Raw genomic sequence first — 13545 nt, forward strand, 5'->3', positions numbered from 1 at the left:
GTCTTGATTATTAAAATTCTAACAGTTTTAATTTAAACTGTATGGCAAAATTCTGTTTAAAATTGGGTGTTGTATAATATCCTACTCTGTAAAATATACCCAGGTTAAAATAACTGGAAAGGAAGTTATTCCATTCCAAGCCTACTTCCTGATACAAATGATCCAGTTTTTTAAATTTGAAATCATGGTATTCAGGGTGTTTCATATCTCCAATAGTTCCTCTTAAGACAAAATCAAAGCTGGACACATTTTGTCCGATACTTTTCAGATAAAGTGGAAGTTTATGGGTGAAATAATAGGCTACAAATTTATCATTATAATATTTTCCACCTTCCAATGTGGCAAACCCTAAGTATGAAGTAAGGTTAAAATTGATATCTCTGCTTGGAGATGCCAATCCATTCATGGTGAAGTTTTTCCATATCGGAGCCTCTCCCAGAACAATTCCGCCATATAGTCTAAAACCTGTCGTACCTAAAATTGTTTTAAAGTTATGAACAAAAAGTGCATCAAAACGGGTGTAATTAAAATCTCCACCTAAAGTTTTATAACTCTGTTCATAATTAAAATAGAGCTCCGGATATTTCTGGTCAATAATAGATTTTCCCTGCGGAGTCATAATATTGGTGGAATTCGGAGAATATTTTAAAGTTAATAAGGTGTTGAAATTTTCAAATGAGGAACCTCCGTTTCTGAATTGGTAATCAAACATGGCCTGTTCAAAATTTCTTCTCGCGGCGAAAATTAATGTAAGTCCATTAGTAATGTCATTCTGGTAAGATAAGGAAGCCCCCCGGAAATGATAATATCGGTCATTATTAAGGTTATTTCCATAATTCATCGTCCTCATCTTAAAATTCCAAAGCCTTCTGTAAAATTCCCCTGAAGCAGTAACGTCATTGTAATATTCAATTCTGAAAAATGAATTTTTTTCAAGAGTGGTCTTTATGTCCAAACCAATTCCATATTTCCATTTGTCATCTTTAAACCCATAGGCAAAATAATAATCTGGAGAAAAGTAGGGATTAAAGGTTTCATTGATCTTAGCCTTTAAACCTAATCTGAATCCTTCGTATAAGTTATAATTTACAATTTCGTCTACCGCAAAATCTACAATACCCATTCTGATCTGCCCGTTCAGAAGTCCGGTTAATATTTTTGCTTTCTTGTCAATATTATAAATTTTTCCAAGGCTGTCAATCGTTGTATAAGTATTTCTTTCCCTTTCTGTCAAAGGGTCTGTTCTGTATTGGTCCAATGATCTCCCATCAGCATTTTTTACGGAAAAAGTATAACCCCTGAAGTCTTTAGGGTTTTCCTCAATGGGAGATTCGAAATCAAAATACCTGGAGGTGAGAAAGGCATAGGTGCCAAAACTCTTTTTATTTTTCTTATCAGAAGCGTCCTCGGAATGTTCTTTGGTTTCATCTTTCACGGCCATTTTGCTCATCCGAAGTTTTACCTTTTCATGGGCTAGGAACCATTTGTTATTATAAAAGATCCACGTACTGGTTATAATTCCGTCGTTTTTATTTTTGCTGATGTTTTCAATTTTTTTAATACCATACGTTTCTGTATCGATATAAATAGCTCCGTTAAACTTTCTTTTTTTATCAGATTTTTTGTAGTTCACTTCACGGAAACGGATCACAAAATTCTTTCTCCCGTCCAGTTCTATCGTATCAGTAAGAAAATACCGGTATAAACCCCGGTTTTCCTGTTTGACCTGATTAGGAATACGGTCTCTGTTACTTTGTTGTAAAGCGATCATTTCAGTAATAGGCTGTTTAAGACCGGAGATTCTGTTATCTAAGATATTGATCTTCTCACCATATTTTTTTGAATATAAAAATTCCTGAGCCCTTTCCCAGAGAAACAATTTACTTTTTGAGAATATCTTTCTGGCGGAAATATTATTTAATGAATCTTTTTCTCTTTTCTTTTTGAAAAAGTTGGTGTCATTAAAAAATTGATTGAACTGAGTAATGCTGTCTTCATCGATATCCAGCGAAACTTTCTCATACGATTTGTAAGTGTATGAGCCCAGACTTTTAGGAGAATTATCTTTAAAGTATTTGTTGACCTTCTTTAAGATTTCGAGTGCTCTGGGGTCACTTTTATCCTGTAAGATCACGGTTTCAATGGCGGTAGTCTTTGAAGAGGTTTTTAGGAGTGAAACCTCTATGTAATCTTCTATTAAAGCAATTTCATTCTGATAATGATCTGCCTGGATTTCAATGCTTTTACATTTGGTTTTAAATTCAAAAATACCATTTGAGTCCGTTTGACCCAGAAGCTTATCATTACAGAATATTTTTGCATTAAGAATCGGTGTTTTGTCTACTTCATCGATGACTTTAATTTTTGATTGTGAAAAACCAAAAATAAATGTCCAGAAAAATATAATAATTAAAACCCTTTTCATGCAATAAATGTAAATCAAAATTAATGATATTTCTTGTTCCGAAAAAGTTTTGATATAGTTATTAATATAATTTTCATCTTTAGGAAAAGCTCTGTTTTGATAGAAATGTAAATAAATTTATTTATAAGGATTAGAGCAAATAAAAAAACTTCCAGGAATTTTGGAAGTTTTTATTATTATTGTTAAAATATTGCTATTTAAATATTTAAAGCTTTTTGATAAGCATTTTCTAACCCAGCTAGATTTTTTCCACCCGCGGTCGCAAAACCAGGGTTTCCACCTCCACCACCTTGGATCTCTTTAGCGAGCTCTTTTATAATTGCCCCAGCCTGATAGCTTGCAGCAAGGTCATCAGACACTCCTACAGTGATCATTGGTTTATCATCAGCATTGGATAGAATGATCGTTACTGAGGTTGGAATCTCTTTTTTTAACTGGAAAACAATATCCTTTACAGAACCGGCATCCAATGAAGTTTTCTTAACGAGTAATTGTTTATCTCCTTTCTGTTCATAAGCATTTTTCCAATCACCGATTTCTCCTTTGGCTTTTTCTTTCTTGAAAGCTTCCACTTCAGATTTTAGAGAAGTATTTTCTTCGATTAACTTTTCGATAGACCGTACAACATCTTTAGATTTTAGCAATTGAGAAAGTTCTGTTATCTGCTTTTCCAGATTTTTAAAATATTCAGCAGATTGATCTCCGGAAATAGCTTCGATTCTTCTGATTCCCGCAGCCGCAGAGTTTTCAGAAGTGATTTTAAAGTGACCGATTTCGCTGGTGTTCTTAACATGCGTTCCTCCACATAATTCTTTTGAACTTCCAAACTGGATCATTCTCACACTATCCCCATATTTTTCACCAAACAAAGCCATTGCCCCTTTGTCGATAGCCTCCTGAATAGGAATATTTCTGAATTCCTGTAAAGCAATGCTTTCTTTGATCTTTTGATTGACCTTTTCTTCTATTAAAGCCAGTTCCTCTTCGGTCATTTTATTGAAATGAGAGAAGTCGAAACGCAAATAGTCAGGTCCCACATAAGATCCTTTCTGTTCAACATGAGTTCCAAGAACATCTCTTAAAGCTTCATGCAAAAGGTGAGTGACAGAGTGGTTGGCCTGAGAGTTTTTTCTATCTGTAGCATTTACTTTAGCATAAAAAACAGCTCCTGCATCTTTCGGAAGACCATTGATCAGTGAAATGATCAATCCGTTTTCCTTTTTAGTTTCCAATACTTCAAAGCTTTCAGTAGCATTTTCTAAAATACCTTTATCACCAATTTGTCCACCTCCCTCAGGATAGAAAGGAGAGTTGCTTAAAACTACCTGATAAAATTCTCCGTCTTTATTTTCAACCTTTCTGTATCTTGTGATATACGTTTCAGATTCAAGTTGATCATATCCAACAAAAGTTTCCGGTTTTTCTTCCAAAACTACCCAGTCATAAACTTTTGAAGCAGAATCTTTTTTAGAACGCTGCTTTTGTTTTTCCATTTCAGCTTTAAATCCTTCCTCATCGATGGTCAATCCTTTTTCTTCTGCAATGATTCTTGTTAAATCATCTGGAAAACCATACGTATCATATAACTCGAAAACTTCTACAGAAGGTAATACTTTTAAATTATCAGTGATGGTTTGTTGAATCAGTCTTTCAACTCTTACCAAACCACTTTCAATTGTTTTCAGGAATGATTCTTCCTCACTTTTAATAACCTCTGTCACAAGATTTCCTTGCTTTTCCAATTCAGGGAAATAAGGTCCCATCTGATCTTTAAGCACTGATACCAGTTCGAAAAGGAAAGGTTCTTTCATTTCTAAAAATCGATAAGAATAAGAGATTGCTCTTCTTAAAATTCTTCTGATCACATATCCGGCACCTCCATTGGATGGTAATTGCCCATCTGCAATTGCAAAAGAAACAGCTCTGATATGATCTACTACCACACGGATAGCAATATCTTTTTCGTCTTCTAAAATTCCGGTATATTTTTTACCTGAAAGTGCTTCAACTTTAGCAATAAGCGGCGTGAAAACATCGGTATCATAGTTGGATGATTTTCCCTGTAAAGCCATACAAAGACGCTCAAATCCCATTCCGGTATCAACATGTTGTTGTGGAAGTTTTTCCAAGCTTTTGTCAGCCTTTCTGTTGAATTCCATGAAAACCAGATTCCAGACCTCCACCACCTGCGGGTGATCGTTGTTTACCAATTCCAGTCCGGAAACTTTTGCTTTTTCTTCAGGAGTTCTAAGGTCGATATGGATTTCAGAACATGGTCCGCAAGGCCCACTTTCACCCATTTCCCAGAAATTATCTTTTTTGTTTCCATTGATAATTCTGTCTTCAGAAATATGAGATTTCCAGAAATCATAAGCATCCTGATCTCTTTCCAGGTTTTCGGAAGCATCTCCCTCAAAAATGGTTACGTATAAATTTTCTTTCGGAATTCCATAAACTCCGGTTAGCAATTCCCAGGCAAAAGCAATAGCCTCTTTTTTAAAATAATCACCAAAAGACCAGTTTCCTAACATTTCGAACATCGTGTGGTGGTAGGTATCTCTACCTACATCATCCAAATCATTATGCTTCCCGGATACTCTCAAACATTTTTGAGTATCGGCAATTCTAGGGGCAGTAGGTGTTTTATACCCTAAGAAAAAATCTTTAAACTGCGTCATTCCTGAATTGGAAAACATTAAGGTAGGATCATCTTTCAACACGATAGGTGCTGAAGGAACGATAAGGTGGTCATTACTTTTAAAATAATCTAAAAATTTTTGACGTATCTCTTGTGATGTCATAAGTATGTATATTGCTTTGCTTTTAAGATAAGATGCAAATTTAATGTTTTTAGGTGATTCAGTTTTAATTTATTAATACTTTTGAAAAGATTTGTATCAATAGTCTGAAACAATTTGAGGAGCTATTTCCCGCTTTCCGCACTCGCTATTTTTCTTTTGCAAAGAAAAATGAGCTCAAACAAATGCTGCAATCGGGGCTAGACGAAAAATATAATTGAAAACACCCCTCTCAAAAATTCTTTTAAAATTTTCTCCACCTCTAAAGAAAAGGAATTTTCATGCTGTATATTTTCTTGTACTTTTCCATTTAACTTACTATCTTCGTGAGTATCTGAAAAGATAAAAGTTGACTATGAAGAAAAATGAAGTCCTGAAGAGCTGGGTTGAAAAGTATTCTGAATCTCTTCTGAAAAGAGCAATGTATCTTCTTTCAGACAAAGATGATGCAAAAGATGTTGTTCAGGAAGTTTTTCTCTCAGCACTTTCATCATACGAGTCTTTTGAAGGGAAAAGCCAGCCGTTGACGTGGCTTACCACCATTCTTAATCGGAAAGTTGCCGATTTTTATCGTGGAAAGTATAAGTCAGAGCCACAGATCAGGCTCGATCATTTTTTTGATGAAACAGGTTCATGGAAAAATAATAATGTGTTGAACGACTGGAATATTTCAGATAAAGAACCTGAACTTCTGGATGATGTCAATTTTAATAAAACTCTTGAAGAATGCATTGAGGAATTGCCCTCCAGATGGAAGATTCCACTGAAAATGTATTATATTCAGGAAAAAAAAGCTCCCGAAGTAAGTCAGGAATTGGATATTTCTACGACTAACCTGTGGAAGATTTTACAAAGAAGTAGAATGCAGCTGCGAGAGTGTCTGGATTTTAATTGGTTTGCAAAATCATAAACTATTTAAAAATGCTTAGGAAAATTATACACTTATTGTTTCTTCCCTGTAGTACAGCTACATTACTTATGGAAAAGAAAAATGCAGGATCCATTTCTCCAAAAGAGGATCGGAAACTTTCTATGCATTTAAGAATTTGCAAATGGTGCCGGGCTTATCAAAAAAAACTGGAGCTTCTTGATGATATCATGAAAAGAACTTTTACCCCAAAAGAAAATGATAAAATTAATGATGCTGATATTCAAGAGTTTAAAGAGGGTTTAATTAAGAAAATAGATTTTTAATAAAAATTCTGTCAGGATTTTGAAACTGTTCCGACTATACTTTTGAAAATAATAAAGTAGTCATTCAAAATCTTAAAAAAATGAACGGAACATCTAAACAACTAGCCAAAGAATACCCGACGTATAAGCTTGGTTATTATATTTCTCTTTATGGAGCAGCGCTTATTTTACTGTGGATTGGAATTTTCAAATTTACCCCGACCGAAGCGCAAGGAATAAAAAGCCTGGTTGAAAACCATTTTCTTACTTTTTTCGTATATAAAATAGCAAGTGTCCAAACAGTATCAAATGCTATCGGAACGATAGAAATTATCATTGCATTACTACTCATATTTAGTCCGAAATTTGTAGCTCTGAAGAAGTATGCTGGAATAGGAATGATAGTTACTTTCCTCGTTACTTTAAGCTATTTATTTACAACGCCCGGAATCTGGAAAGTGGTGGATGGAGTACCCGTAACGGATTTCTTTATTCTCAAAGACCTGATGCTTTTAGGATTTGGATTAATGATATTTCAAAAAAATAAATAATGAATAAAAAGATAAAAATGAAAAGTATATTAATATTACTGGCAGTAGTTTTAGGTATTGCCGTATTTGCAAGAAGTTGTGGCGATTCAAAGAAATCGACAGAAATTAAAAAAGAAAATGAGACCAATATGGACAGTAAAAATGTAAAAGAAGTTTATTTTGCAGGTGGATGTTTTTGGGGAACAGAGCACTTTTTCCAACAGATTCGCGGCGTTGTAGGAACAGAAGTTGGTTATGCCAACGGGAATAAAACAAATCCTACTTATGAAGAAGTAGTAAGTCATTCGACAGGTTTTGCAGAAACAGTAAAAGTAAAGTATGATCCTGAACAAGTGGATTTAAAACTACTTATCGATCTATATTTCAAAACAATTGATCCAACGAGTTTGAACCAGCAGGGGAATGATAGAGGGGATCAGTATAGAACAGGAATTTATTCTACTGATAAAGATACGGAAGCTATTGTAAAAGAAGAAGTTCAAAAGTTGGCTAAAAATTACGGAAAGCCGGTTGTTGTGGAAACAATTCCATTGAAAAACTTCTACAAAGCAGAAGATTATCATCAGGATTATCTTGATAAAAATCCAGGCGGATATTGTCACATTGAACCGGGGCTTTTTGAAATGGCCAGGAATGCGAATCCTCTTCCAAAAGCTAAATATCAGAAGCAGGATAAAAAGGTTTTAAAAGAAAAACTTTCTGATGAGCAATACCGCGTAACGCAAGAAAATGCTACAGAAAGACCTTTTCAAAATGAATATGATAAAGAGTTTCGTGAAGGGATTTATGTAGATATTACCACAGGAGAACCATTGTTTATATCAACGGATAAATTTGAATCAGGTTGTGGATGGCCAAGTTTTTCAAAACCAATTACTAAAAAAGTCATTGAAGAAAAAATTGATAAGTCTGTTGGTATGACCAGAGTGGAAGTTCGAAGCAAAACAGGGGATGCTCATTTAGGACATGTTTTTACAGATGGACCTAAGGATAAAGGAGGTCTACGTTACTGTATCAACAGTGCTTCTCTTAAGTTTATACCAAAAGCTGAAATGGAGAAAAAAGGATATGCTGAATATCTTCCGTTATTGGATAAAAAATAAATTGTAAAGGTTGCCGAAAGGCAACCTTTTTTTATTGTATCAATTAATTGTGATAAACACTTTTTTAAAACATAGCGTGAGTTGATAGAGTGTACTTGTCATTCCATAGGGATCTCACCACACAAATCAAAATAGCTGATCTAGATTCCTGTGGAATGACAAGGTCTGGTTGATTACTATCGCTCAATGTATGTACTTAAAGGGATTCTTGTTAATTTGAAAATTTTCATTAATACTCAACATTGAAATATTCAGAAATAGTAAGAATCCGAAAATTACATAATATGCCTGTTGAGGGACTTGTTTGAGCTCGTATTCAAATTTTTGATACCCTGTATAATAATTTTCTGCTTTATAATTATGATTAACATCTCCAACTGTACCGCCACAAATAGGGTGAATTCTTTCATTAGGGTCTTTATAAAAATGAATGGCAAAAAAATGATCCGTATTGCCAACGTCCAATCCATAGGCCTCTTGTTTTGCCAAACTCATGGCATCTATTAATGTGGTAAAATCCTGTAAAGTGTTTTTATCTCCAATTATAAACTCTATACCTGTTTCTCTTTCATTCCTTTTCTGAAGCTTTTTAAGCTCCGAAATATAATACTGCTGATTTTGTACCGCAGTATTTGGTTGTACAATGATTTTTTTAAACTTCCAAGTTCTGAAAGATTCAAACGTATTATCTATGCTGTCATTATATCTATGTTTGGAGGGAAGTCCGAATTCTAAAAAAGTATATGGAAGATGGGCTCTCTGACCGGCATAATACCAGAATAAGAATGGAATAAGTACAGCACTTATTAATCCCGGAACATAATATATTCTTTTCATCCTTAGCATTTTGATAAAATTAGAAAAAATTAGAGCACATAAACAAAAAAGTGATTCAAAATGAACCACTTTCTAATATTTTAATTTTTCAATCTTTTAATCTTTTAACCTTTAAATTAAGAAAAAACTACCAATCCCTCTTTCTCAAGATCCAGTAAGATCCAAAAATAAAAAGTCCACTCCAAACGATACAAGCAATTAAGCTTTCAGTAGGATAGGTGAACTCATATTTCATTCCTATCATTTTTGCCATATTTAATCTCATGATGGGATTAGGTATAAGGTTAGACATGCTGTCTAATGGTAAAAGGTGTGTAAAGAAAAAATCTTCTTTGAGGATTTTCATTCTTTCCAGTTCCTGTGTACCGCGAACCTTTAAAAATACTTCGACAGCTGTTAAGATTCCTTCACCAATCCAATACACAAAGAAACCAAGAAATACAAACATCGATTTCCTTAAAAGTACAGAAAGAAACATCAGGAAGCAGAAAAAGGCAAATAGCTTCACAAAATAGTTTCCAATAAAGAACATTTCTTTAAAAACCATTGCTGAGTCGGTTATTTTAGAATATTTATAACCTAAGAGAAGTGTAATAATAAAGACAATAACCGTTGAAACAACCGTGAAAATAGTGATCATCAGTAGCTTTGATCCTATAAATTCTTTTCTGCTCAACCCGTCAATGGTGTTTTGCTTAAACATTCTGTTGCTGAATTCCTGGGAGATCGAAAAAACAATGATCAGCCCTAGAAAGATCTTTAATAATGCTACGATCCAGGTAGTGAAATTCCAGATTTCAGGAAAATTATAGATTCCCTGCTCTTTTAAATTAATAGTGGCTCCAAAAATGTCAAGATCCACGAGTCCGATAAAAAGAAGGGCTACCAAAATTGCAAAGTATAATATCGTAAAAACTCTGAACGGTTTGTAGTTCAGGTTTTTGTAGTATTCAAGTTTTAATAATTTAAGCATGGGTATTCGTGTTTTTTACAAGTTCAAGGAATTGAGTTTCAAGAGACAGTTTTTTCTTGGACAAATGAGACAGGAAAATACCTTTTTCTGCCAATTTCTGATTTAAGGCTGAAGCGGAAATAGAAGCGTCTTCACGAATCTGAGCTTTAATAATATCATTTTCCATATTCACAGAACTGAACCATTGGAGCTCTTCAAGGGCATGTAAAAGTGCGGTATTGTTGTCTGCTTTCAATTCGAAAAAGCCTTTATTATTGGTGATTTCATCCACCCGGCCGCTGTAAATTGAATTTCCTTCCTTTAAAACAATAACATGACTGCATATTTTTTCGATCTCATCCAAAAGGTGACTTGCGATAATAATGGTAATGCCTTTTTTCGCAATATTAGATATGATTTCTCGAATCTGAATAATACCTTCTGGATCAAGCCCGTTGGTGGGTTCATCCAGGATCATTACTTCAGGATTATTCAACATCGCTGAAGCAATTGCCAAACGCTGTTTCATTCCCAGTGAGAACGTTTTAAAAGTATCTTTTTTTCTTTCGATAAGATTAACCGTTGTAAGGACTTCGTCAATCCTTTCATAAGGTGCACCTTTAATTTCAGCTACGATCTTTAAATTGGTTTCAGCGCTTAGGTAAGGGTAAAAATTAGGTTGCTCAATAATCGCTCCGATCTTTTTTAGGGTATCGGGATCTGTCCCTTTTTTTCCAAACCAATACCAGTCGCCACTGGTGGGATTTATTGTTGAAAGAAGCATTCCAAATGTAGTGGATTTTCCACTTCCATTGGGTCCCAGCAGACCATAAACATTACCTCTTTCCACATCGAAGGAGATATTGTTCACAACAACTCTTTTGAATTTTTTAGTTAAATTCTTTACTGACAAAACTTTTTCCATGTAATTTGTTTTACATAGTAGTAGTCTTTGTTTTTAAGAGAATGTTACAATATTTAATCATTTTGTCTGATCTTTTTTAAGATTAAAATATTAAATTTGATCGTATAATTCGTGAATATGAAGTTAATTGACCTTGCAAAAGAATTAAATATTTCCGCAGAAGCGATCAAACAATTTATCCAGGATTTTGATCTTGAATTAGGAATCTGTATGAGTACTAATTTTGAGATCAAACAGGATTTTGAAAAATTTGCCCGGGAAAATGTAGATTTTCTAAAACGATACGAAAAAGATCTGGATAAGCATAAAACGCTGGAGCAAATTGCAGAAACAATCAATCAGCCTAAAGAAAAGGTAGAAAAAGCAATACAGGATTCTACGCCGAATATTTTTGATAACGGATTTTTCCGTTCCTCAATTTCAAGTTATGGAATTGATAATAAATTAGGCGGTAATTATCAGTTCGTATACAACTATTTTGGACATAAAACCAGTCTCCAGCACCGGGATTTTATTGGCTACAGAGATCTTTTCTTTTATATATCCAGTGTTTTAGAACCTTTCTTAGATAAACAGCAGATTAAAGATTGGGGGATTAATAAACCTGCGGGAATTATTCTGTATGGACCTCCTGGAAGTGGGAAAATTTTCTGGGCGAATAAAATTGCAGAAATAATCAGCTATCAGTTTAAAGAAGTTAAAAAACATTATCTCGGAACATCTTTGATCGATGGGAATAAAACAAATTTCAACGATTTCCTGATGAATATGCTGACAGAAGATAAAGTGCTTCTTTTCATGGATGATTTTGATGAAATTATGATGGAAAGAAATGCAGAAAATAACGTGGCTTCCTGTAATCTGGAAACCCAGGAGATTGTTTTGCATTATATTGGAAAGTTTGCTAAAGAAGATGTTCTTATGGTCGGATCAGCCAAATCAGTTTCTGAAATAGATGAAGAGATATTGGCTCCAGGAAGGTTTGATGTTATGATCCCGGTTTTTCCACCCAATGCTTCAGAGCGTTCGGAGATTATCCTTTATGGCATGACCAAAGGATTGGAAAGTGACTCTTTACTTTATAAGATCCTGAAAAATAATAAAGCGGATAAAGTGCCTTTCTGGAGTGAAACAGCTGGCAAGATGAAAGCTTTTAGCAATACCATGCTGATGGATTTTACACAGAGCCTGAAAAAAAGGATCAAGAAACTTTATCAGCGAACAAAAAATGAAAAACTGGTTATTGATGGAACTCTTTTAAATGGAGCATTAAGAGATGCTGCAGGTAAACTTACAGAAGAGTATCTGCAGCAGGTTGAACAATTTTTAAATGATACAATCATTAATAACTTTGATGACTTCCAGTACAGGATAAAGTCCCTGAGAACTGAACTTGAAACTTACAAATTGGTAGAAGAACCTACCAGAGCAATAGGTTTCCATCACAATGGGGAAGACGAAGAAGATAAAGGGTAGTTGTGTACCCATTTATCTCTATTGCCTTTTTTATCAACGATCAATAATTATCTATGATTAATCCTAGCATTTGGGAACTTGAAACCTTTTATAGAAAAAGAGATATCATTATTATAGGAGCCGGTTTTACAGGGCTTTGGACTGCTATTTCCATTAAAGAAAAATATCCTGAACGATCCGTTTTAATGATAGAAAGGAACCAAATTCCTTTGGGAGCATCAACAAGAAATGCAGGTTTTGCATGTTTTGGAAGCCTGACTGAAATTATTGCTGATCAGAAAAAAATGGGCTGGGATAAAACTCTGGGACTTGTCAGGATGAGGTTTGAGGGACTTCATAAAATTCAAAAATATTTTCGGAGCTCAGAAATCGATTTTGACTTAAGTGGAGGATATGAAATCCTTAATACCGATGAACCTTTGCAAAAGATGGCAGAGGTAAATGAAAAACTTAAGTCTATAACAGGAATTGCTAATACATATTCTTTACAACAAAGTAAAATACGGGAATTTGGCTTAGGGAAATCTAATTTTCTTATTGAAAACCCGTGTGAAGGAAGCTTACAGTCAGGAAAGCTTTTACAAAAACTCCTTGAAAAATGTTATGATCTCAAAATTGAATTTATTTTTGGAACTGAAGTAGCAGATGTAATTGAAAATACAGATGGGATACTTGTCAAACTTTCGGATCTGTTATCCATTCAGACAGATCAACTTATTCATTGTACTAATGCTTTTAGCTCAAGATTTTTAGAAAGTGAAGAAATAATTCCGGCACGGGGCCAGATTTTATTGACAGAACCTATTCAGAATTTAAAATTAAAAGGGACTTTCCATTATGATGAAGGGTTTTATTATTTCAGGAATTTAGGAGATCGTATCTTATTGGGAGGCGGAAGAAATCAGGATTTTAAAACCGAGGAAACGACAGATTTTGAAACCACAGAATTTTTGCAAAGTCATTTGGAAAGTTTTTTAAAAGAAGTAATTTTGCCCAATCAGAATTTTAAAATTTCACTGCGTTGGTCAGGAATTATGGCGATGGGATCTGAAAAAACTCCAATTGTAAAACAGTTATCTGACAGACAGTTTTGTGCTGTAAGGCTCTCCGGAATGGGTGTTGCGCTAGCTCCGAAAATAGGTGAGATCGTTGCCGGCTTGATTCTATAATAATCAGTAAGAATGGAAAGTTGAAAATTGAAAATGGAAAGTGAAAAAACAGAAGCTTTCTAATTTTATTCACCCATCTATAATTTTCAACCCTCCACTTTCAATTTTCCACTTTCAACTTATAACTACTAATCCC

General features: G+C 34.3%; 11 protein-coding genes. 6 read left to right on the forward strand and 5 right to left on the reverse strand.

The window, feature by feature from the left end; translation table 11 throughout:
* Positions 1-10 precede the first annotated feature (10 nt).
* Both CEY12_RS21070 and alaS read right to left on the reverse strand, forming a co-directional pair.
* Positions 11-2425, reverse strand: coding sequence for a DUF5686 family protein (locus CEY12_RS21070; protein WP_089029528.1), 2415 nt, complete (start codon positions 2423-2425; stop codon positions 11-13).
* A gap of 197 nt (positions 2426-2622) precedes the next feature.
* The gene (alaS, locus tag CEY12_RS21075) at positions 2623-5226 is read right to left on the reverse strand and encodes an alanine--tRNA ligase (protein WP_089029529.1); all 2604 of its coding nucleotides are present in this window, start codon (positions 5224-5226) and stop codon (positions 2623-2625) included.
* 352 nt (positions 5227-5578) lie between these two features.
* On the opposite strand from alaS, the gene CEY12_RS21080 reads away from it, so the two are divergent.
* From CEY12_RS21080 to msrB, 4 genes are all read left to right on the forward strand, one after another.
* Complete coding sequence (locus CEY12_RS21080) at positions 5579-6133, forward strand: sigma-70 family RNA polymerase sigma factor (protein ID WP_089029530.1); 555 nt, start codon at positions 5579-5581, stop codon at positions 6131-6133.
* Between the two features lie 11 nt (positions 6134-6144).
* Positions 6145-6417, forward strand: coding sequence for a hypothetical protein (locus tag CEY12_RS21085; protein WP_089029531.1), 273 nt, complete (start codon positions 6145-6147; stop codon positions 6415-6417).
* 80 nt (positions 6418-6497) lie between these two features.
* The gene (locus CEY12_RS21090) at positions 6498-6947 is read left to right on the forward strand and encodes a DUF417 family protein (RefSeq protein ID WP_089029532.1); all 450 of its coding nucleotides are present in this window, start codon (positions 6498-6500) and stop codon (positions 6945-6947) included.
* A gap of 17 nt (positions 6948-6964) precedes the next feature.
* Positions 6965-8050, forward strand: coding sequence for a peptide-methionine (R)-S-oxide reductase MsrB (gene msrB, locus CEY12_RS21095; protein ID WP_089029960.1), 1086 nt, complete (start codon positions 6965-6967; stop codon positions 8048-8050).
* A gap of 183 nt (positions 8051-8233) precedes the next feature.
* On the opposite strand, the gene CEY12_RS21100 is transcribed toward msrB, so the two are convergent.
* The 3 genes from CEY12_RS21100 to CEY12_RS21110 all read right to left on the reverse strand — a co-directional run bounded on the left by CEY12_RS21100 (position 8234) and on the right by CEY12_RS21110 (position 10764).
* Positions 8234-8887 (reverse strand): hypothetical protein, encoded by a 654-nt coding sequence (locus CEY12_RS21100; protein WP_089029533.1) that lies wholly within the window; start codon positions 8885-8887, stop codon positions 8234-8236.
* Positions 8888-9014: 127 nt separating this feature from the next.
* Complete coding sequence (locus CEY12_RS21105) at positions 9015-9860, reverse strand: ABC transporter permease (RefSeq protein ID WP_089029534.1); 846 nt, start codon at positions 9858-9860, stop codon at positions 9015-9017.
* Positions 9853-10764 (reverse strand): ABC transporter ATP-binding protein, encoded by a 912-nt coding sequence (locus CEY12_RS21110; RefSeq protein WP_089029535.1) that lies wholly within the window; start codon positions 10762-10764, stop codon positions 9853-9855. The genes CEY12_RS21105 and CEY12_RS21110 overlap by 8 nt, the downstream gene beginning before the upstream one ends.
* Before the next feature lie 117 nt (positions 10765-10881).
* Here CEY12_RS21110 and CEY12_RS21115 point away from each other — a divergent pair, with 117 nt between their 5' ends.
* Together CEY12_RS21115 and CEY12_RS21120 are read left to right on the forward strand one after the other, a co-directional pair.
* The gene (locus CEY12_RS21115) at positions 10882-12240 is read left to right on the forward strand and encodes an AAA family ATPase (RefSeq protein WP_089029536.1); all 1359 of its coding nucleotides are present in this window, start codon (positions 10882-10884) and stop codon (positions 12238-12240) included.
* A 53-nt stretch (positions 12241-12293) separates the two neighbouring features.
* Positions 12294-13409, forward strand: a complete 1116-nt coding sequence (locus CEY12_RS21120) for an NAD(P)/FAD-dependent oxidoreductase (protein WP_089029537.1) — start codon at positions 12294-12296, stop codon at positions 13407-13409.
* The last annotated feature ends 136 nt before the right edge of the window (positions 13410-13545 follow it).

It is taken from the genome of Chryseobacterium sp. T16E-39 (assembly GCF_002216065.1).
GTDB lineage: Bacteria > Bacteroidota > Bacteroidia > Flavobacteriales > Weeksellaceae > Chryseobacterium.